The sequence below is a fragment of the Tsukamurella sp. 8F genome, from assembly GCF_029167375.1.
Classification (GTDB): Bacteria; Actinomycetota; Actinomycetes; order Mycobacteriales; family Mycobacteriaceae; genus Tsukamurella.
In genome coordinates this window covers 1-20,715 of the sequence record NZ_JARFTP010000007.1, presented here as the reverse complement: position 1 = coordinate 20,715, position 20,715 = coordinate 1, and the positions used below count along the sequence as shown (strand labels likewise).

Sequence of the window (20,715 nt, the reverse complement as noted above, 5' to 3'; positions counted from 1 at the left end):
AATGTCCGCACCCATCGCCGACACCCGCGAGGCGGTCTCGCTCACGGGCACCGACCTGCATCTGTCGTTCGGCAACCATCACGTGCTGCGCGGGGTCGACATCCAGGTGGACGCCGGGACCACGACGACCGTGATCGGACCGTCCGGTTCGGGCAAGTCGACTCTGCTGCGCGTACTCAACCGTCTGCACGAGCCGGACCAGGGCGACATCCTGCTCGATGGCCGCTCGGTGTTGAAGGACAACCCGGATCAGCTGCGCCGTCGCATCGGGATGGTGTTCCAGCAGTTCAACCTGTTCCCGCACAAGACCGTTGCCGAGAACATCGCGCTCGGCCCGCAGAAGCTGCGCGGCCTGGACAAGGATGCCGCGCGCGCCCTGGCCCTGGAGGAGCTCGAGGTCGTCGGGCTCGTGCACAAGGCCGATGCCCGTCCCGGCAGTCTGTCGGGTGGGCAGCAGCAGCGCGTCGCGATCGCACGGGCGCTTGCGATGCGTCCGCAGGTCATGTTCTTCGACGAGGCGACGTCTGCGCTCGACCCCGAACTGGTCAAGGGGGTGCTCGCGCTCATGACCGAGCTGGCATCGCAGGGAATGACGATGGTCGTCGTGACGCACGAGATGGGCTTCGCGCGCACCGTGTCCGATAACGTCCTCTTCATGGACCGCGGCGCCGTCGTCGAGACGGGTAAGCCCGAGGCACTGTTCGAGTCGGCCGAGTCCGAGCGCCTACGGACGTTCCTGTCGCAGGTGCTGTAGCCGCCGGACTACGCGGCTGAGGCGAGCGCGACGAGCCCGACCAGCGGGGGCATCAGCTGGATCAGCGCCGGGCGGGTCTTGCTCCGATCCGACAGCAGTAGGACCAGTCCGGCGGCCACCATCGAGCCGGTGGCCACGAAGAGTGCCGTCAGCCCGGCCGTTCGTTGGCCCGCGGCAACCAGCACGATCCCTACCGCGACCACGATCGCGAGGAACAGGTTGTAGAAGCCCTGGTTGAACGCTAGGGGCCTCGTGATGTCCGCTTCCTGCTCCGTGGTGCCGAACGTCGCCCGCGCCTTGGCGGCCGTCCACACCAGCGCTTCGAGATAGAAGATGTAGCAGTGGATCAGTCCCGCAACAGCGGCGAACACGAGCCCGACAGCGATCATGCAGTCGATCCTCTCCCGTCCGGACCCCGCGAATCCAGCGAGTCCGCGAATCCACCGATCGGTCGCACATCTGCGCGCCGCCAGCCGGACTACGCGGTGGGTACGCGCACATCCGCGTCGACGGCGTACAACGACCCGAGTATCGGAGCGCCGAGTCGGCCCCCGACCCGGCGGGGCTCGGCGGTTGCCGGGTTCGGTAGGCTGGCTCAGACGCTCGTGGGCCTACCGGTCCCGTGCCTGCAGATGGATCCCGCCGCAGATCAGATGTGATCCACCCTGTCTACCCGAGGAGTTGTGAGTGAAGAGCACCGTCGAGCAGCTGAGCCCGACACGCGTCCGTCTGAGCGTCGAGGTTCCCTTCGACGAGCTCGAGCCGGATTTCGACCGCGCGTACAAGCAGCTGGCGCAGCAGATCAACATTCCGGGCTTCCGTCGCGGGAAGGCCCCGGCGAAGCTGATCGAGGCTCGCGTGGGGCGTGACGCGGTGCTGTCGCAGGTCGTCAACGACGCCCTGCCGGGTAAGTACTCGGAGGCGGTGACCGAGGGCGGCGTGAAGGCCCTGGGCCAGCCCGAGATCGATGTGACCAAGCTCGAGTACGGTGAGACCTTCGAGTTCACCGCCGAGGTCGACGTGCGCCCTGAGATCGCGCTGCCCGCATACGGCGACGTGGCGGTCACGGTCGATGCGCTGACGGTCACCGACGAGGACGTCGAGGAGCAGCTCAAGGGCCTGCGCGAGCGCTTCGGCACTCTCAAGGGCGTCGAGCGCGCAGTCGAGAACGGCGACTTCGTCACCATCGACCTCTCGGCGACGGTGAACGGCGAGGACGTCGAAGACGCGAAGACCACGGGCCTGTCGCACGAGGTGGGCAACGGCCAGCTCATCGACGGACTGGACGAGGCCCTCGTCGGGGTGAAGTCGGGCGAGACCAAGGAGTTCACCACCACCCTCCTGGCCGGCGCCGACGCCGGCCAGGAGGCGGTGGTCTCGGTAACCGTCGGCTCGGTGAAGGAGCGCGAGCTGCCTGAGGTCGACGACGAGTTCGCCCAGCTCGCAAGCGAGTTCGACACCGTCGACGAGCTGAAGGCCGATCTGCGTGAGCGGGTCGAGCAGTCGAAGAAGATGAACCAGGCGTCGGAGATCCGCGACAACGTGCTGGAGAAGCTGCTCGAGCTCACCGAGATCCCCGTGCCCGAGAAGGTCGTCCAGGCACAGGCCGATGAGCAGATCCACGAGGTGGTGCACCAGCTGAACCACGACGACGACCTGCTCGCGAAGGCGCTCGAGGCACAGGGAACCACTCGCGAGGAGTTCGAGTCGCAGGCCCGCGAGTCCGCCGAGAAGCAGGTCCGCGTACAGCTACTGCTCGACGCGATCGCGGACGCCGAGGATGTGTCGGTCGATCAGGGCGAGCTGCAGGAGCACATCCTGTTCCAGGCCCAGCGCTACGGAATGAACCCGGGCGAGTTCATCCAGCAGGTCCAACAGGCCAACCAGTTGCCTAGCCTGTTCCAGGAGGTCCGCCGCGGTAAGGGCCTCGCGAACGTGGTCCTCGAGGCCGAGGTCACGGATTCCGACGGCAACGCCGTCGATACCAAGGCGATCTTCGAGCCGGAGGGCGATGAGGCGGACGACGCCGAGGCGGACGCCGCCGCCGAGTCGGACGCCGACGCCGAGTCCAAGTAGTACGCACGCCGCGCCCCGCAGCCGAACGACGGTTGCGGGGCGCGGGCATATCCGCACCCGGTGCTGTCGGTACCGGCCCGCTTCTGCTGTCAGTGGATGTCGGGCCCGGCTGGAGTTCCCGGCGTGCCCCATTCGTTAATGTCGATGACGTGAACGAGCTGTCAGGTAGGAAGGGCAGGAAGCTGTGACCAAGCACACCCCCCAGATGCGGTCGACGACCGCAGGGCTGAACCTCAACGACTCGGTATACAACCGGCTGCTGCAGGAGCGCATCATCTTCCTCGGCAGTCAGGTGGACGACGATATCGCCAACCAGCTGTGCGCGCAGATCCTGCTGTTGTCGGCGGAGGATCCCACCAAGGACATCCACATGTACATCAACTCGCCGGGTGGCAGCATCACGGCGGGCATGGCGATCTTCGACACCATGCAGCTCGTCGAGTGCGACATCGCGACCTTCGCGATGGGCCTGGCGGCGTCGATGGGGCAGTTCCTTCTGGCCGCGGGCGCCAACGGGAAGCGCTACGCGCTGCCGCACGCGCGGATCATGATGCACCAGCCGTCGGCCGGCATCGGCGGCACGGCGTCGGATATCGCGATCCAGGCGGAGCTGTTCGCGAAGACCAAGAAGGAGATGAACAGGCTCAACGCCCAGTTCACGGGGCAACCCCTCGAGCGCATCGAGGAGGACGCGGATCGCGACAACTGGTTCACCGCGGAGGAGGCCCAGGAGTACGGCTTCGTGGACCACGTCATCAGTCGCGCGAGCGCCGTCAAGTAGCGGCAGGAAAGGACTTACCCCTCATGTTCGAGTCATACGACCGCCTGCCGGGACAGAACCGGTACGACCTGCCGCAGTTCATCGAGCGCACGCCCAACGGGGAGCGGGTGTCCAACCCGTACGCGAAGCTGTTCGACGAGCGGATCATCTTCCTCAAGAACCAGATCGACGAGATCTCCGCGAACGATGTCATGGCCCAGCTCCTGGTGCTCGAATCCCAGGATCCGGACCGCGACATCACCATCTACATCAACTCGCCCGGTGGCAGCCTGTACGACGCGCTCGGCATCTACGACACGATGCAGTACGTCCACTGTGACGTCGCTACCGTCGTGCTCGGCACGGCGGCGTCGGCGGCCGCGATCCTGCTGGCAGGTGGCACCAAGGGCAAGCGCGCCGCGCTGCCGAACTCGACGGTGCTGATCCACCAGCCGCGCACGGGCGGTAGCTACCGTGGCCAGGTCTCCGACCTCGAGATCCAGGCCGCCGAGATGGAGCGGGCCCGTAAGCGACTCGACGAGATCCTGGCTTCGCACACCGGCCAGTCGGTGGAGACGATCACCCGGGACACCGACCGCGACCGCATCCTCACTGCGGAGGCCGCTAAGGAGTACGGCATCGTCGACACCGTCTTCCCGTACCGGAAGGCCTCGACGAACTGACGCCGATGGGGCCGTCGCGACACGCCGCGTGAGCGGGTTGCGCGACGGCCCGCACGGCCGACGGCAAGCTATTCATATCGGTCGCCGCAGCAGGGAGCGGCGGGTACCGTCGTAAACAGGCACCGCGAATCCCCACGTGGCCCGCCTGACGTTAGGAAGTAGGGACACCAGGACATGGCACGGATCGGTGACGGCGCAGACCTGCTGAAATGCTCGTTCTGCGGCAAGAGCCAGAAGCAGGTCAAGAAGCTGATCGCTGGTCCTGGCGTGTACATCTGCGACGAGTGCATCGACCTCTGCAACGAGATCATCGAGGAGGAGCTCGCGGAATCCAGCGAGGTCAAGCTCGACGAGTTGCCGAAGCCGATGGAGATCCGGGACTTCCTGGAGAACTACGTCATCGGGCAGGATTCCGCGAAGCGCAATCTCGCGGTGGCCGTCTACAACCACTACAAGCGGATCCAGGCCGGCGAGCGCAAGGACGCGCGCACCGGCGAGACCGTCGAGCTGGCGAAGTCCAACATCCTCATGCTGGGCCCGACAGGTTGCGGCAAGACGTACTTGGCGCAGACGCTCGCGAAGATGCTCAACGTGCCGTTCGCGATCGCCGACGCCACGGCGCTCACCGAGGCGGGGTACGTCGGTGAGGACGTCGAGAACATCCTTCTCAAGTTGATCCAGGCCGCGGACTATGACGTCAAGCGCGCCGAGACCGGCATCATCTACATCGACGAGGTCGACAAGATCGCTCGCAAGAGCGAGAACCCGTCGATCACGCGTGACGTCTCCGGGGAGGGCGTGCAGCAGGCGCTGCTGAAGATCCTCGAGGGGACCCAGGCCTCGGTGCCCCCGCAGGGTGGCCGCAAGCACCCGCATCAGGAGTTCATCCAGATCGACACGACGAACGTTCTGTTCATCGTGGCCGGCGCGTTCGCCGGTCTGGAGAAGATCATCTCCGACCGCGTAGGCAAGCGCGGCATCGGCTTCGGCACCGAGGTGCGCTCCAAGAAGGAGGTCGACACCATCGATCACTTCGCCGAGGTGCTGCCCGAGGACCTGATCAAGTTCGGCCTGATCCCCGAGTTCATCGGCCGCCTGCCCGTCATCGCCTCGGTGTCCAACCTGGACAAGGAGTCGCTGGTCTCCATCCTGTCGGAGCCGAAGAACGCGCTCGTCAAGCAGTACTCGCGCCTGTTCGAGATGGACGGCGTGGAGCTGGAGTTCGCCGACGATGCGCTCGAGGCGATCGCGGATCAGGCGATTCTGCGCGGCACCGGTGCCCGCGGTCTGCGCGCGATCATGGAAGAGGTCCTGAACCCCGTCATGTTCGACATCCCCTCACGCGACGACGTAGCGAAGGTCGTCGTCACAGGCGAGACGGTGCGCGACAACGTGCTCCCCACGGTGGTACCGCGCAAGCGCTCCCGCGATGAGCGCCGCGAGAAGAGCGCCTGATACGCACCGTTCCGAGACCGGCGAACGGCCCCCGACCCCGACCGGGTCGGGGGCCGTTCGCTTGTGTGAATGGGCGTGTACGGGCGGCCACCGCCCCGACCGAGTCGTCGGCTACTCGAGCACGATGGGGACCAATGCGAGTAGGCCCGGGGTCACGAGGGCGAGGCAGCCCGCTAGGGTGAGCAACCACCTGAAGAGCCGGTCCTGGTCCTGTATCGCACTGTTACCGATGATCAGCGTGCCGGCGACGTGGATGGGGTTCATCACCATGAGCGCCGCGGGTACCGCGACCGCCGCGGCCACCCAGAACGCGATGCCGGTATGGCCGTAGGTGCCGAACGCGATCGGCATGATCAGCCCGAGCACGCCGAGCGTCGAGCTCTCGATGTTGCACAGCAGCGCGGTCAGGTAGGCGATCACCAGGATCAGCAGCGCCCCCGTGCCGAGGTGCCGCAGGATGTGGGCGATCGAGTCCATGGTCCCGATCTTCTGCATCAGCCCGAGGTACGTGAGGAGGCCGCAGAGCAGCAGGATCGACTGCCACGGTATCCGCGACAGCAATGCGCGCTCGCCGGGGCGGAACGCGATCTGGAGCAGCGCGGCGAGGCACATGGAGGTCACGCCGACGTCCGTCTTCGCGAGCACCACGAGCAGGAGGAACGCGAGCAGGGCGATTCCCGAACAGCCCGCGTACCACGGGTTCACGCCCGTGTCGTGATGTTCCGCCGCGGCCGGAGCCGGTGTCGCCTCGAACGGGCGGCCGCGTCTGCGAGCCATGGCGGTGAAGGCCTGGAGCAGGGCCACCACGACGACCGCGACCACCATCGACACCGCCCACAGGCCCCAGCCCGAGTAGGTGACCCCCAGCTTCGTCGCGGCCGATCGGACGACCGCGCCGGTCGGGTTCAGCGGCGACAGCCCCGCGCTGTTGGCGCCGATGATGACCGCGAGCTCGCACAGCAGGAAGGTCGGGCGGGAGCGCACCCCGACATGCGCGATGATCGGCACTAGGAAGGCTATAGGCGCCGTCGAGAACGCGCCCGCCGTGGACAGCGCGGCACCGATGAGGAATCCGGCCCATGGCAGTAGCCCGTGACGATCACCGACCGCGGCGTACACCTTGTCGACGAAAAGCGCTAGAGCGCCGCTCCTTTCGAGGTGAGCGAACATCAAGGACACGCCCGCGATCAGGACGAAGATGTCTCCGGGGAACGTCCCGTACATCGTCTTCGGATCGAGCCCCGACACCGCCAGCACGGGTAGAGCTGCGGCCAGCGCGAGGACGCCGATGTTCATCCGCCGCCAGATCGCGAGCACCAGGACGAGGACCAGCAAGATGAGGGACAGGCTCTGGGCGGCCGTCATGGGCGCTCCTCCGGGTAAGGGATATCGACGCAGGACATCTGGATGTCAAACTAGCTCAGCGTCTCGTAAAGGATTGTCCAGTAAGGGATTTCACGCGCGAATCGCCCGGATCAGGTATCAATGCGCGGATTCGCCCGCAATCTCCGCGATGACCGGAATCGAGGCATCACGGCGGGTCGTGGCCTGCTGCTCACGTCGCGTTCCACAGCGCGCGGTAGAAGGCTGTGCGCTCCGGGTCGGGATCGACTCCGTATGCGTCGAGTAGGGCCTCCTCGTGCACCGTCGGATAGTTCCACGCCAGGGACATCGTGGCGACCGCGATGTCCGCCCAGCGGTCACCGACTCCGAGCGCGCCCAGATCGACGTGGCCCGCGAACCCGCCGTCGTCGCTGAGCAGGGTGTTGGGGGCGCAGGCGTCCCCGTGGCACACCACGAGTCGGTCGATCGGAGGCGGAGCAGGTAGATCGCGGGATGTCGCGCGTGCGAGCCGCTCGTCGGCGGACCATGAGAACGGGCAATCGGCGACGGGCGTCAACTCGTGCAGCAGGCGCAGGCCGAGCCCGATCGATCGCGCAGCCGTCACCGGTTCGGCGGCCCAGCGCGGGTCCACCGCGGACGAGGCACGAATCGCAGCGGTTCGTAGCCACTCCGCGTCCGCGGTGGATCCGAAGCCCACTACCGCTGGCACGCTGGCTCCGTGGGAACGCGCCCAGCGCAGCTTTTCGGCCTCGGTGCGTAGGTCCGCGTCGGTGTGCGGCTGTGCCCCGCCCGGAGCCCGGATCGGCTGCCATTTCAGGTACTCGTCGTTACCGATTCGGAATGTTGTGCCGCCCAGCTCGTTTCGCCATACCGGTGTCACCGTGCGGCCGCCGGCGCAGGCGGCGACGGTGGGCGGGATCGCCACGTCGGGAGACGGGAACGTCACGCGCTGCCGACTCTTCGGTGGGAGTGCGGATACATGCGATCGTGCACGCCTGCTCAGTCCGCGCGGACGGTCGTGGCTGCGATGCCGTCGAGTAGCGCCGCGAGCGTCGCGACACCTGCTAGCCCAGCCTCCGGCGACAAGGGTCGGTACCAGTCGACCGCGTGCTGGGTGGGTGCCCATGTAGTGAGCCACCCGCGCAGGATGCCGGACGCGTGCGCGTACGGGAGGGCGCGGCCGATGAGCATCGCGCGGTCCGCATCGTCGAGGCGCAGTAGGCCACCGGATTCGAGGTACCCGCGCATGCCGGTGAGCGCGGACGCCAGCCGCGAGCCCGATGACGTCCGCGCGGGCAACAGCCGTCCGTGGCCCCATACACCCGCGCCGACGGCCGCGACCGCTGCAGCGTAGAACGCGCCGCCCAGCGGCCCGACCAGCGCGAGGACGGCGGCGGCGACCAGACCGCAGGCGACCAGGACGCCGCCGGCGAGTTCGAGAGGCCGCCGTTTCCGCACCCACCCGTGCGTCACGGCGTCGGCCCGGATCTCGTCGGCAGCGCCGTGCAGCGGGATCGACCGCGCACCGCCCGCGAGTTCGGAGGCGAGCACCGTCTCGGCCCCGTCGGGCAGCAGGGCGTCGACGACGGCCCGCTCATAGCGGCTCACGTCGCTGAGCGGCGCGCGCCGCGAGATCTGGAAGTCGCCGGGAAGCTCGGCGACCCAGAGGTGGTTGCGGACAGCGAGGTCGAGCACCGTCGCGCCGATGTCGGAGGGGCGCACGGCACCGCCCGACACAACGCCCACGTGGCCGGGCAGTACCCCGTCGGGGGAGGCGAACACCAGCTGGTCGTCCTGCCGGACCACGAGCTCGGCCGGGGAACTCGATGACGCTACCGCCTCGTCCGCCCGGCGGCGTAGGTACGCGGTCGATGCGAGCAGCGCCCCGACGACGACGCATGCGGCGAGGATCCACGCGGGCACGACCGGCCGCGCGGCGGGCGGCACCTCCGTGGAGAACTCGGCGGTCGGCGTCACGGTGCCGGCCGGTAGCAGCGTGGTGAAGACCGCGACGGCGCCCGCGTCGAGCCGCCCGTTCTGCATAGTGACCTGGCCAGACGCGTTGGTCTGCGTCAGCGTGCACAACCGCCGCTCGCCGACGCGGCCGTACGCGCAGATGGGGGAGTCGGGGGTGCCCGTCGACGCGAACGATGCCGTCAGCCTGCTGACGGGCCTGTTCCACCCGGCGACGAGGGGCCACGTCAGCTGCTGCCGATCGGTCCCGTCGGCGACGCTGCCGCGAACGCTGTACCGCACCGTCGAGCGGCCGGCCGGCGCGGACACCGCCAGCGTCCGGCCGTCGACGGTGGCCTCAGCTCCGCCATGCGTGTGCAGGTCTCCGACCGTGAAGTGCTGCGTCCGGTTGCCTTCGACCGGGACATCCAACGGTAGGGCGTCGACTGCGCTGCCGCCTGCGGGGACCGTGATCGTCGATGTGATGCCCATGGAGCCGTCCGTCTTCAGTTCCATAGCGACGTCGAGGGTCACTCCGTCGTCGGCGGCCGTGGCGGCGGGAGGCGCGAGCAGCGAGACGAGCGTCAGCGCTGCCAGAAGCCCGATCACGCGGCCATGATTACGGCCGACTGTCCCACCCCGCATGATCGGTACAGTAGCTCGAGGTCGGCGTCCGTATCCTGGGCTCGACGTCGGGGGGCTCACGGGAGGGGGAGCGATGGATCGCCCGCAGGGCAGGCACCAGGGGAGCGGTTTCCGCGTGCCCCCGCCCCGGGCGGCGGCGCCGGCCCCCGCGCGTGGCGAGACCGGAAGCTACCGGATCGCCGCGGGTTTCCGGCGCCCCGCGCCTCGCGACTCCGCGCCGGTCGGCCAGCCGCCGAATCCCCAGCCGCCGGGGCCCGCACCGTCGAATCCCGTGCCGTCGAATCCCGTGCCGCCGAATCCTGTACCGCGACAGTCGCGCCCGCAGCAGTGGCAGGCACCGCAGCCCGGTCGGCAGAGCCCGCGACAGGTGCCGCAGCCCCGGCTACAGGGGCCCCACCGGCAGGCGCCCTGGCAGCACGGGCCGTCGCGGGCCCCGCAGCCTGGTCCCGCTCGGCAGATGCAACCTCCCGACTCCGCGGCACCCCCGGGCCCGTGGCGAGTGCCGCAGCCGCAATCCCATGCCTGGCAGGCGCAGCGCGGCTATCACGGCCGCTATGTGCTGCCTGCGCCCCGCACTATCGCGCCGTACCCGCCGCCGCAGGCCGCGATGGGGTGGGCGGCGCCGCGCCGCGCCGGCGTGGCGACGCCGGTCATCGTCGTCATCGCGGCCGTGACGGTGATCTCCATCGTGCTCGTCGCGGCGGTCGTCGTGGCACTGGGACGCGCGGGTCAGGAGACCATCTCAGCACCGTCGACGCCCCTACCCGGGCCCGGCAGCGCGACCGCCGCGGCCACGGCCGTGCCCGGTGCGACGCCGACGGGTGACGCCGCGCTTGCGGCGAATCCGCTGTACTCGCAGCCGACACTGGGGCTGCCGAGGCAGCGTTGCGATCCGGTCGGCTGGCCCAGCGATACCGCGGCCGGGGAGAAGTTCTTCGCCAGCATCACCCCGTGTCTCGCCAAGGCGTGGAAGGAGGTGCTCGCTACGGTGGGCCTCGGTTACCACGATCCGCAGGTCGTGGTGCCTTCCGGCAACCTGGTGGTCACCCCCTGCGGCGTCGAGAACCTGGCGTCGGGCAACGTCGCCGCCTTCTACTGCTCGGGCAACGAGACGCTGTACATGCCGCCCAAGGGGCTCGACGTAGACCACTACGGGGACAAACCGATCATCTACATCGCGGTGTTCGCGCACGAGTTCGGTCACCACGTCCAGAACGTGACGGGCACCCTGCGGGCGGAGAAGCTCAAGGCGCGTGCCGTAGGTGCCAGGACCGCCGCGGGACTCGAGTTCTCGCGGCGCGCCGAGCTTCAGGCGCAGTGCTTCTCGGGTCTGTTCGTGGGCTCGATCGTCGGTACCGGCGGCAGGTTCGGGCAGGGGGACTACACGACCGCGTACGACGACCAGGAACGCGGCGACTACCCGGGTTCGCCCCGCGATCACGGTACCTCCGCGCACGCACAGGGCTGGTGGCAGCGCGGTGGGAAGGACCAGCGGGTCGCATCGTGCAACACCTGGTCCGCATCCTCCGCGGATGTCGCGTAGTAAGACGTCACCGGGGACGGGGCGCCGAGACACCGGCCAGTAGAATCGTCGGGTGACTTCTGCGACCCCGAACAGCCCCGCCGATCGCCTGCCCAAGTCCTGGGACCCGGCGGCGGTGGAGGCGACCATCTATCAGGGCTGGGTCGATGCGGGCTACTTCACTGCGGACAACACGTCGAGTAAGCCGGCGTTCTCCATCGTGCTCCCGCCACCCAACGTGACCGGCAGCCTGCACCTCGGGCACGCGCTGGACCAGACCATCTCCGATGCGCTGTGCCGCCGCAAGCGGATGCAGGGCTACGAGGTGCTGTGGCTGCCCGGCACCGACCACGCCGGGATCGCCACGCAGAGCCTCGTCGAGAAGCAACTCGCGGCCGAGGGCACCACCCGCAAAGAGATCGGGCGCGAAGAGTTCCTGAAGCGCGCGTGGGCCTTCAAGGACGCATCGCATGGCAACATCACCGGCCAGATGCGGCGCATCGGCGCGGGAGTCGACTGGTCTCGCGAGCGGTTCACCATGGACGAGGGCCTCTCCCGCGCGGTGCAGACCGTGTTCAAGCGCATGTACGACGAGGGCCTGATCTACCGCGCGGAGCGCCTGGTCAACTGGTCGCCCGTGCTGCAGACGGCGATCAGCGACATCGAGGTCGACCACAAGGAGGTCGACGGCGAGCTGGTCAGCTTCCGGTACGGGTCGATGAACGACGATGAGCCCCACATCGTTTGTGCCACAACCCGTTTGGAAACGATGCTGGGAGACACCGCGATCGCGGTGCACCCCGACGACGCGCGCTACCGCGACCTGGTCGGCACGACGCTGGAGCATCCGTTCACAGGGCGCCGCATCCCTGTCGTGGCCGATGACTACGTCGATCCCGAATTCGGTTCCGGCGCAGTGAAGATCACGCCGGCGCACGATCCCAACGACTTCGCCATCGGCCAGCGGCACGACCTGCCCATGCCGACGATCATGGACGAGACCGCCCACATCGCCGGGACCGGCACGCAGTTCGACGGCATGGATCGCTTCGCGGCCCGCAAGGCGATCCGAGACGCGCTCGCCGAGCAGGGGCGCATCGTGAGTGAGGTCCGTCCCTACCGGCACAGCGTCGGCCACAGCGAGCGCAGCGGCGAGCCGATCGAGCCGAGGCTGTCCATGCAGTGGTGGGTCAAGGTCGATTCCATCGCGAAGTCCGCCGCGCAGGCCGTGCGGTCCGGCGACACCCGGATCGTCCCCGAACAGATGGACGCGCGCTACTTCGCGTGGGTCGATGACATGCACGACTGGTGCATCTCGCGTCAGCTGTGGTGGGGACACAGGATCCCCGTCTGGTACGGCCCGGCCGGTGCCGATGGGGAGCGGGACATGATCTGCTGCGGCCCCGACGAAGCGCCGCCGGACGGTTACGAGCAGGATCCCGACGTCCTGGACACATGGTTCAGCTCGGGACTCTTTCCGTTCTCGACGATGGGTTGGCCGGACAAGACCCAAGACCTCGACGCGTTCTATCCGACGACCACCCTGATCACGGGCTACGACATCATCTTCTTCTGGGTCGCCCGGATGATGATGTTCGGCACGTACGTAGCCGGCGGCGAGAACTCGCCCGGCCAGGTGCCGTTCCGTGAGCTGCTGCTGCACGGTCTGGTCCGGGACGAGTTCGGGCGCAAGATGAGCAAGTCCAAAGGCAACGGAATCGACCCGCTCGATTGGGTCGACGAGTACGGCGCCGACGCCCTGCGATTCACCCTGGCTCGTGGCACCATCCCGGGCGCCGACCTCAACGTGGGCGCGGACGCCGCCGCGAGCAGTAAGAAGTTCGCGACCAAGCTGTTCAACGCGACGAAGCTCGCGCTGATGAGCAATGCGCGCGTCGGCGACCTGCCGGACCCGACGACGCTCACCGTCGCCGACCGCTGGATCCTGGGTCGCCTGGCGCAGGTACAAGGCGAGGCCGACGCCGCGTTCGAGGCGCACGAACTGGGCAAGGCGTGCGAGGCCCTGTACCACTTCGCGTGGGACGAGCTGTGCGACTGGTACCTCGAGGTCGCCAAGCTGCAGCTCGCCGACGCGGGTTCCGACGAGGCCGACCGTACCCGCCTCGTGCTGGGGCATTGCCTCGACATCGTTCTGCGCATGCTGCATCCGGCGATGCCGTTCGTCACCGAGGTGCTGTGGAAGGCACTCACCGGCGGCGAATCGCTGGTCGTGGCGAACTGGCCGTCGGCCGAGTGGGCAGCGGGCATCGGGTCGGACGAGGACGTCGCTGCGCGGTTCGCCGACTTCCAGCGGCTCGTCACCGAGATCCGCCGATTCCGCAGCGACCAGCAGCTCAAGCCGGGCCAGCGGGTCGCCGCACGTCTGGTGGGCGTCGACGGTGCCGGGCTCGAGCCACTGACCGGCGCGGTCCGCAGCCTCGCGCGCCTCACCCCCGACGAAGACGACTTCGCCGCGACCGCGGCGCTGGAGATCCGACTCGATGGCGGCACCGTCCACGTCGAGATCGACACGTCCGGCACGGTCGATCTGGTGGCGGAGCGAGCGCGTCTGGAGAAGGACCTCAAGGCCGCACAGAAGGAACTCGACCAGACCGGCGCCAAGCTCGGTAACGAGGCGTTCCTCGCCAAGGCGCCGGAGCCCGTCGTCGCGAAGATCCGCGCACGCCGCGAGCTCGCAGAGGCAGAGGTCGAGCGGATCACGGGGCGTATCGCCGGCCTGGGCGGGGCGTGATGAGCGACTCGGCAGATGCGGGAGCGTCCGGCCCCGACGCGGTGACGGCCGTCCCCGCCTACGCCGCGGACCCCGACGATCTCGCCGAGCTGCGGGCCGTCGAGGCCGCGCTGGACGAGCGCTGGCCCGAGACCAGGATCGAGCCGTCGCTCACGCGCATCTCCGCGCTCATGCAGCTCCTGGGCTCGCCGCAGGATGCCTATCCGTCGATCCACGTAGCGGGGACCAATGGCAAGTCATCGACGACCCGGATGATCGACTCGCTGCTCACCGCGTTCTCGCGGCGGACCGGGCGCATCACGAGCCCGCATCTGCAGCTTGCGACCGAGCGGATAGCGATCGACGGCAAACCCATCAGCCCGCGCACGTACATCGACACGTACCGCGAACTCGAACCGTTCGTCGACCTCGTGGACCAGCAGTCGGCCGCCGCGGGCGGCCCCGCGATGAGCAAGTTCGAGGTGCTCACCGCGATGGCCTATGTGGCGTTCGCGGAGGCCCCGGTCGACGTGGCCGTCGTCGAGGTGGGGCTCGGTGGGCGGTGGGACGCGACCAACGTGATCACGGGCGAGGTCGCCGTCGTCATGCCGGTCGGGTTGGACCACACGGACATGCTCGGCACGGATATCGCGACGATCGCGGGGGAGAAGGCCGGGATCATCAAGCCGGCACGCGAGCGGCTGGTGCCACAGGACACGGTCGCCGTCCTGGCCGAGCAGGACCCCGCCGCGATGGACGTCTTGTTGCGGCAGGCCGTCGAGGCCGACGCCGCTGTGGCTCGCGAGGGCGCGGAGTTCGCGGTGCTCGACCGGCGGGTCGCCGTGGGCGGCCAGCTCCTGACCCTGCAGGGCCTCGGCGGCGTGTACGACGAGGTCTTCCTGCCGCTGCACGGCGCGCACCAGGCGCACAACGCCGCCGTGGCGCTGGCCGCGGTCGAGGCGTTCTTCGGCGCCGGCGCGGACCGGCGGATCGACCTGGACACCGTCCGCGAGGGCTTCGCGAAGACCGAGTCGCCGGGTCGCCTCGAACGGGTGCGCAGCGCCCCGACGGTGCTGCTCGACGCCGCGCACAATCCGCACGGCGCGCGCGCCTTGGCCGAGACGCTGACGTCCGAGTTCGACTTCCGTCGCCTCGTCGGAGTGCTGTCGGTCCTAGGTGACAAGGATGCGGCCGGGATCCTGGCGGAACTCGAACCCGTGATGGACACGGTCGTCGTCACCCAGAACGGGTCGCCCCGCGCGCTCGAGGTCGAGGCACTCGCGGATCTTGCACGCGAGTACTTCGGCGAGGACCGGGTCGTCGAAGCGCCGACGATGCTGGACGCCGTCGAGACCGCGGTCGCCCTCGCGGACGAGGATGCGGAATCCGGCGACCCGGCGGCGACCTCGGGAACCGGCGTCGTGATCACCGGTTCGGTGGTGACGGCCGGCGTAGCACGGACCCTGTTCGGAAAGGAACCTCTGTGAGCTCGCCGACGCGGTTCAGCCCGCCTGCCAAGGACCCGTGGAAGAGCTTCCGCGGCATCATGTCCGCGACCCTGATCCTCGAACTCATCGTCGTCCTCCTCGCCCTTCCGGTGGTGTTCAAGCTCTCGAACGGCCTGACGGCGGCCAAGGTCGCCTACGTCCTGGTCTTCGCGGTAGTGCTGTTCCTGGGCTGCATGGTGGTCAGGAGGCCGTGGGCGCTGACCGCGTTCTGCCTGCTGCAGCTCGTGCTCATCGCAGGCTGGTTCATCCACCCCGGTATCGGGATGGTCGGGGTCGTGTTCGCCGTCGTGTGGGGTTACCTCTTCTATCTGCGCCGGGACGTCCAGAAGCGGATGGACGCGGGTCGCCTGCCGGGGCAGGAACCGCTGGACTGACCGGTTACCCTGTACGGCGTGACTGAGCGGACACTGGTTCTCATCAAGCCCGACGGCGTGCGCCGCGGCCTGGTCGGAGAGATCGTCAAGCGCATCGAGGGCAAGGGCCTCGGCCTGGTCGCCGTCGAGCTGAAGAACGTCGACGTCGAGCTGGCCAAGGGCCACTATGCGGAGCACGAGGGGAAGCCGTTCTTCGGCTCGCTGCTGGAGTTCATCACCTCCGGGCCGGTGCTCGCGGCCGTGGTCGAGGGGCCGCGAGCAGTCGCCGCCTGGCGCCAGCTCGCGGGTGGCACCGACCCCGTCGAGAAGGCCGCGCCGGGGAGCATCCGGGGCGACTTCGGCCTGGAGACGCAGGAGAATCTGGTACACGGCTCGGACTCGCCCGAGTCGGCCGCGCGCGAGATCGCGCTGTGGTTCCCCGAGCTCTCCGTCTGATTCCCTGAAACCAACCCGAGGCCCGCGCCCGGCTCGTCGCGAGCCTGGTGCGGGCCTTCGCTTTTCGCGACCACGACGCGCCCGGTTCTACCGTGCGGACCTGCGGGGGATCCGATGAGTGTGCGGCACGGCACCTCGTCGCCGGACGGGTGTGGGATACTGGGCCCGTTGCGCCGTACGCCGGTGCAACCCCCGCGGCCGGTAACTCACGGCCCGTGGTGACCGCCGTGTTCGCACGCGCGATGCCACCTCCGGCGCGCCCCAGTGGCGCACTGAAGAAGGCAGCGAGCGGACGTCAGGCGAGAGACCTTGACAAGGGTGAGCGGGCGACCGTTCCACCGCATAACTGGAGAAGCGACCCCCGCGCGGCCGCGACGAGTGAGACGTCGCGCCCGGGGGTCGGTAGGAGATTTGAGTGGCCGACAACCAGTCGCCTGAGGAAGAACTGAACAGCAGCACCGGCTCACAGCCGGAGGCGGAGCCCGCTCAGGAGGAGTTCCCGCCGAAGCTGCGAGTGCACGCCGCCGCGCGTCTGCTGGGTATCACCAGCAAAGAGGTGCTCGCCCACCTCGAATCGCTCGGCTTCGTTGCGCGCAGCGCGCATTCCAGCATCGATCGAAGCGCCGCCGAGCGCGTGCGCGACATCGTCCGCTCCGGTGGCGACGTACCGCCCGCGGAGCCCGAGACGGAAGAGGCGGCCGCCGCCGACACCGCCAAGGACGCGCCGGCGGACGGCGTAGCCGCAGAGTCCGCGCCGTCGTTGTTCTCCGCGCTCGACGTGCCCGCTCCCGTTGCGTCGCGGGCCGACGCGGCTCCGGCCGCCTCGGCCCCGCTGTTCCTGCCTCCGTCCCCCGACGAGCGGGCGCCCCGTAAGGAGCGCCCTGCCGAGGCCGAGAAGGATCGGAAGAAGGCCGGCGGCAAGAAGGCCGATGACCGGGACGACGACAAGGGCGCGGGCGACGCCGAGAAGTCCGCGGCCCCGAGCGAGGGCGAAGAGGGGTCGCCTTCGGGGCAGGACGACGACGATGCCGGCTCGGGTCGCCGTCGAAGGCGCGGGCGCCGCGGTCGTGGTCGCGGACGCGGAGAAGGCGAGCAGAGCGACAGCGACGATTCGAAGGACGAGTCCGGCGGCGAGCATCGCTCCGCGCGGGCGACGAAGGACGGCCCGTCCAAGGAGGACGGATCGTCCAGCAAGGGCGAGTCGCCGGAAGTCGCCGCGTCTGAGGCCGACAAGGGCGACAAGACCGACAAGAACGAGAACGACGACAAGACGGAGAACGAGAGCGACACCGGTTCGGAGTCGAGTTCCGATGGTGACGTCGAGGACGTGACCGAAGGGTCGTCGCGCCGGCGACGGCGAGGGATCGTCGGACGATCCGCCGAACACGGTCGTGCACGAGCGCGAGCCGCGGCCCAAGCCGCGACGCGACGAGGTCCGCGGGATCTCCGGATCGACGCGCCTCGAGGCGAAGCGCCAGCGCCGTCGCGACGGCCGCGAATCCGTGCGCCGCCGACCGCCGATCCTCACGGAGTCCGAGTTCCTGGCGCGTCGCGAGGCGGTCGACCGCGTGATGGTCGTGCGGGAGCGCACTTCCGCGGGGCGCGTCGTCGTGGACGGTGAGGGCAAGCCCGTCGACCACCCGACCGAGTACACGCAGGTCGCCGTGCTGGAGGACGGTGTGCTGGTCGAGCACTTCGTGACCTCGTCGGGGTCGGCGTCGATGGTCGGCAACATCTACCTCGGTCGCGTGCAGAACGTGTTGCCCTCGATGGAGGCGGCGTTCGTCGACATCGGCCGCGGCCGGAACGGCGTGCTGTACGCGGGTGAGGTCAACTGGGACGCTGCCGGCCTGGACGGTAACGCCCGACGCATCGAGCAGGCGCTCAAGCCCGGCGACCAGGTGCTCGTGCAGGTGTCGAAGGATCCCGTCGGGCACAAGGGCGCGCGGCTGACCACGCAGATCTCGCTGGCCGGTCGCTTCCTGGTGTACGTGCCGGGCGGAGGGTCGGCGGGCATCTCGCGCAAGCTTCCCGACACCGAGCGCAAGCGCCTGAAGGACATCCTCAAGGAGATCGTCCCGTCGGACGCGGGCGTCATCATCCGGACCGCGTCCGAGGGCGTGAGCGCCGATGAGCTGGCGCGCGACGTCGACCGGTTGCAGCAGCAGTGGGCCGAGATCGAGGCGGCCTCGAAGGACCGCCATTCGGGTGTGCGGGCCCTCTACGAGGAGCCCGACCTCCTGGTCAAGGTGGTCCGCGATCTGTTCAACGAGGACTTCTCCAAGCTGGTCATCGAGGGCGACCGCGCCTGGCAGACCGTCGAGAAATACGTGTCGCGGGTCGCATCCGATCTCATGCCGCGCGTCGAGCGGTTCGAGAAGGCGCATGCCGACGCGCCCGACGTGTTCGCAGTGCACCGCATAGACGAGCAGTTGGCGAAGGCACTGGATCGCAAGGTCTGGCTTCCGTCCGGCGGAACCCTGGTGATCGACCGCACCGAGGCCATGACGGTCATCGACGTCAACACCGGCAAGTTCACGGGCTCCGGCGGAAACCTCGAGGAGACGGTCACCCGTAACAACCTCGAGGCCGCCGAGGAGATCGTGCGCCAGATGCGGCTACGCGACATCGGCGGCATGATCGTCGTCGACTTCATCGACATGGTGCTCGAATCGAACCGGGATCTGGTCCTGCGACGGCTCACCGAGTCGCTCGGCCGGGACCGCACCCGGCATCAGGTGTCGGAAGTGACGTCGCTCGGCCTGGTGCAGATGACGCGCAAGCGGATCGGCACGGGGCTGGTCGAGGCTTTCAGCACGACGTGCCCCACCTGCGCGGGGCGTGGCCTGATCATCCACGAGGATCCGGTCGAGACCGGGGGATCAGACGACGGTCAGCGGGGCGGCGGATCCGACGGTGGCCGGCGGAAGCGCAAGCGCTCCAAGGACAACGGTGGCACCGCGGGGGGCGGCGGCAACGGTAACGGCGGCGGCTCGAAGGAGCCGACGCCCCCGCCGCACAAGGGCCCGCACCCGATGTTCGCCGCCATGGCAGCGAGTTCCCACGAGGACGATGAGAAGTCCGAGCACGAGGCCGCAAGCGTCGACACCGCAGGATCCGATGCCGCGCAGGAGGAGTCGTCCGACGGGCCGCCGCGTCGCGAGCGTCGGCGGGCACGCCGTGGTGCAGGTGCACAGGGGTCGGTCGGCGCGCAGTCCGCGAAGGCTGAGGCTGAGACGGCACCCGACGCTCGGCAACCCGAGGAGCCGGAGAGCTCACGAGCGGGTGACGACACCGCGAAGACCGACACCGCGAAGACCGACACCGCGAAGACCGATGCGCCCGAACAGGACGACGTGACGGAGGCGGCAGCACAGCCGCATCGTCGGCGGAGGGTGGCGCGCAAGGCGCCGACCACCACGTCGGCGTCGGCACAGACGATCGTCGTGCCCGTGGGTACCGCCAGCCCGGCATCTCCAGAGGCGGCGCCGGTCGCACCGCAGGTGGCCGTCGAGCCGGCCAAGCGCCGCGCGCGGCGGCGTGCAGCGGCCCGTCCCGCTGGTCCCGCGGGGGCGGAGTCGGCGGCCGGCGACGAGGCCGGGCAGTCGGTTTGACCCTGGCCCCGGGGTTCCCGTAGCCTGGGACGGTCGCTTTTCGGCGATGCAGTCGCGCGTGCCGCGCGTCCGGGTGCCGCATGAGCGGGGGACGGACCGGCAGCGGGGCGCGACCGCCGGAACCCCGCGTGAAACAAGGCCTGCGCCCACCGGCGCGCGCCGAACTACGAGATGTAAGAAGAGGTAAGCCCGCGATGGCAACGTACGCGATCGTCAAGACCGGCGGCAAGCAGTACAAGGTCGCCGTCGGCGACCTGGTCAAGGTCGAGAAGATCGACGGCGAGCCCGGCGCCACCGTGCAGCTCCCCGTGGCCCTCGTGGTCGACGGTGCGAACCTGACCACCGACGCCGCCGCTCTCCAGAAGGTGTCCGTGACGGGTGAGGTCGTCGAGCACGTCAAGGGCCCGAAGATCCGCATCCACAAGTTCAAGAACAAGACCGGTTACCACAAGCGCCAGGGGCACAGGCAGAAGCTGACCGTGCTCAAGGTCACGGCCATCGCCTGACCTCACGTCGGTTCACTGGAATTCACATCCCCTAGGAGTAGAGACAGATGGCACACAAGAAGGGCGCGTCCAGCTCGCGCAACGGTCGTGATTCCAACGCCCAGCGACTGGGTGTGAAGCGCTTCGGCGGCCAGGCCGTGAACGCCGGCGAGATCCTCGTCCGCCAGCGCGGCACGCACTTCCACCCCGGAGTGGGCGTGGGTCGCGGCGGCGACGACACCTTGTTCGCCCTCGAGGCGGGCGCGGTGCAGTTCGGCACGAAGCGCGGCAAGAAGACCGTGAACATCGTGCCGGCGGCTGTGGAGGCCTGAGCCCCGCAGCACAGAAACAGCTTCATCGAAGGGGGGGGGGGGGG

16 protein-coding genes and 1 pseudogene are annotated in these 20,715 nt (G+C 69.0%); 13 read left to right on the top strand and 4 right to left on the bottom strand.

Annotation, left to right across the window (positions count from 1 at the left end):
• Position 1: 1 nt before the first annotated feature.
• Positions 2-754: an amino acid ABC transporter ATP-binding protein gene (locus tag P0W64_RS07375; protein WP_275479438.1), complete on the top strand. Its 753-nt coding sequence runs from the start codon at positions 2-4 to the stop codon at positions 752-754.
• Positions 755-762: 8 nt separating this feature from the next.
• On the opposite strand, the gene P0W64_RS07370 is transcribed toward P0W64_RS07375, so the two are convergent.
• Positions 763-1,143, bottom strand: coding sequence for a DUF1304 domain-containing protein (locus tag P0W64_RS07370; RefSeq protein WP_275479437.1), 381 nt, complete (start codon positions 1,141-1,143; stop codon positions 763-765).
• 298 nt (positions 1,144-1,441) lie between these two features.
• On the opposite strand from P0W64_RS07370, the gene tig reads away from it, so the two are divergent.
• From tig to clpX, 4 genes are all read left to right on the top strand, one after another.
• Entirely contained in the window at positions 1,442-2,830 is a 1,389-nt protein-coding gene (gene tig / locus P0W64_RS07365) for a trigger factor (protein WP_275479436.1), read from the top strand.
• Between the two features lie 184 nt (positions 2,831-3,014).
• On the top strand, positions 3,015-3,611 hold the full coding sequence (locus P0W64_RS07360; protein WP_275479435.1) for an ATP-dependent Clp protease proteolytic subunit: 597 nt from the start codon (positions 3,015-3,017) through the stop codon (positions 3,609-3,611).
• Between the two features lie 23 nt (positions 3,612-3,634).
• On the top strand, positions 3,635-4,273 hold the full coding sequence (locus P0W64_RS07355) for an ATP-dependent Clp protease proteolytic subunit (RefSeq protein ID WP_275479434.1): 639 nt from the start codon (positions 3,635-3,637) through the stop codon (positions 4,271-4,273).
• Positions 4,274-4,447: 174 nt separating this feature from the next.
• The gene (gene clpX / locus P0W64_RS07350) at positions 4,448-5,728 is read left to right on the top strand and encodes an ATP-dependent Clp protease ATP-binding subunit ClpX (protein ID WP_275479433.1); all 1,281 of its coding nucleotides are present in this window, start codon (positions 4,448-4,450) and stop codon (positions 5,726-5,728) included.
• Positions 5,729-5,839: 111 nt separating this feature from the next.
• Here clpX and P0W64_RS07345 read toward each other — a convergent pair whose 3' ends face one another.
• The 3 genes from P0W64_RS07345 to P0W64_RS07335 form a co-directional block, all read right to left on the bottom strand.
• A complete protein-coding gene (locus tag P0W64_RS07345) occupies positions 5,840-7,093 on the bottom strand; it encodes an SLC13 family permease (protein WP_275479432.1) in 1,254 nt (417 codons plus the stop codon).
• Positions 7,094-7,283: 190 nt separating this feature from the next.
• Positions 7,284-8,018 carry an aminoglycoside 3'-phosphotransferase gene (locus P0W64_RS07340; RefSeq protein WP_275479431.1) on the bottom strand — a complete coding sequence of 245 codons (735 nt, stop codon included), beginning with the start codon at positions 8,016-8,018 and terminating at the stop codon, positions 7,284-7,286.
• Between the two features lie 53 nt (positions 8,019-8,071).
• Positions 8,072-9,670, bottom strand: coding sequence for a DUF2207 domain-containing protein (locus tag P0W64_RS07335; protein ID WP_275479430.1), 1,599 nt, complete (start codon positions 9,668-9,670; stop codon positions 8,072-8,074).
• 73 nt (positions 9,671-9,743) lie between these two features.
• Between P0W64_RS07335 and P0W64_RS07330 the strand changes: the two genes are divergently transcribed.
• The 8 genes and pseudogenes from P0W64_RS07330 to rpmA all read left to right on the top strand — a co-directional run bounded on the left by P0W64_RS07330 (position 9,744) and on the right by rpmA (position 20,671).
• Positions 9,744-11,213 (top strand): neutral zinc metallopeptidase, encoded by a 1,470-nt coding sequence (locus tag P0W64_RS07330; protein ID WP_275479429.1) that lies wholly within the window; start codon positions 9,744-9,746, stop codon positions 11,211-11,213.
• A 52-nt stretch (positions 11,214-11,265) separates the two neighbouring features.
• Positions 11,266-13,944, top strand: a complete 2,679-nt coding sequence (locus tag P0W64_RS07325; RefSeq protein ID WP_275479428.1) for a valine--tRNA ligase — start codon at positions 11,266-11,268, stop codon at positions 13,942-13,944.
• Positions 13,944-15,410, top strand: coding sequence for a folylpolyglutamate synthase/dihydrofolate synthase family protein (locus P0W64_RS07320; RefSeq protein WP_275479427.1), 1,467 nt, complete (start codon positions 13,944-13,946; stop codon positions 15,408-15,410). Before P0W64_RS07325 ends, P0W64_RS07320 begins: the two co-directional genes overlap by 1 nt.
• The gene (locus P0W64_RS07315) at positions 15,407-15,805 is read left to right on the top strand and encodes a DUF4233 domain-containing protein (protein WP_275479426.1); all 399 of its coding nucleotides are present in this window, start codon (positions 15,407-15,409) and stop codon (positions 15,803-15,805) included. The genes P0W64_RS07320 and P0W64_RS07315 overlap by 4 nt, the downstream gene beginning before the upstream one ends.
• 18 nt (positions 15,806-15,823) lie before the next feature.
• Complete coding sequence (ndk, locus tag P0W64_RS07310; protein ID WP_275479425.1) at positions 15,824-16,240, top strand: nucleoside-diphosphate kinase; 417 nt, start codon at positions 15,824-15,826, stop codon at positions 16,238-16,240.
• A gap of 445 nt (positions 16,241-16,685) precedes the next feature.
• Positions 16,686-19,854 (top strand): annotated as a pseudogene (locus P0W64_RS07305) (translation initiation factor IF-2 N-terminal domain-containing protein).
• 194 nt (positions 19,855-20,048) lie between these two features.
• Entirely contained in the window at positions 20,049-20,360 is a 312-nt protein-coding gene (gene rplU / locus P0W64_RS07300) for a 50S ribosomal protein L21 (RefSeq protein WP_275479424.1), read from the top strand.
• Between the two features lie 47 nt (positions 20,361-20,407).
• Positions 20,408-20,671 carry a 50S ribosomal protein L27 gene (gene rpmA / locus P0W64_RS07295; protein WP_275479423.1) on the top strand — a complete coding sequence of 88 codons (264 nt, stop codon included), beginning with the start codon at positions 20,408-20,410 and terminating at the stop codon, positions 20,669-20,671.
• Positions 20,672-20,715 lie beyond the last annotated feature (44 nt).

Excerpts from the sequence above, each read along its gene's own strand:
- P0W64_RS07375 (WP_275479438.1), top strand. The coding sequence starts at position 2 with ATGTCCGCACCCATCGCCGACACCCGCGAGGCGGTCTCGCTCACGGGC.
- P0W64_RS07370 (WP_275479437.1), bottom strand. The coding sequence starts at position 1,143 with ATGATCGCTGTCGGGCTCGTGTTCGCCGCTGTTGCGGGACTGATCCAC.
- P0W64_RS07355 (WP_275479434.1), top strand. The coding sequence starts at position 3,635 with ATGTTCGAGTCATACGACCGCCTGCCGGGACAGAACCGGTACGACCTG.
- clpX (WP_275479433.1), top strand. The coding sequence starts at position 4,448 with ATGGCACGGATCGGTGACGGCGCAGACCTGCTGAAATGCTCGTTCTGC.
- P0W64_RS07345 (WP_275479432.1), bottom strand. The coding sequence starts at position 7,093 with ATGACGGCCGCCCAGAGCCTGTCCCTCATCTTGCTGGTCCTCGTCCTG.
- P0W64_RS07335 (WP_275479430.1), bottom strand. The coding sequence starts at position 9,670 with ATGCGGGGTGGGACAGTCGGCCGTAATCATGGCCGCGTGATCGGGCTT.
- P0W64_RS07330 (WP_275479429.1), top strand. The coding sequence starts at position 9,744 with ATGGATCGCCCGCAGGGCAGGCACCAGGGGAGCGGTTTCCGCGTGCCC.
- P0W64_RS07320 (WP_275479427.1), top strand. The coding sequence starts at position 13,944 with ATGAGCGACTCGGCAGATGCGGGAGCGTCCGGCCCCGACGCGGTGACG.
- rplU (WP_275479424.1), top strand. The coding sequence starts at position 20,049 with ATGGCAACGTACGCGATCGTCAAGACCGGCGGCAAGCAGTACAAGGTC.
- rpmA (WP_275479423.1), top strand. The coding sequence starts at position 20,408 with ATGGCACACAAGAAGGGCGCGTCCAGCTCGCGCAACGGTCGTGATTCC.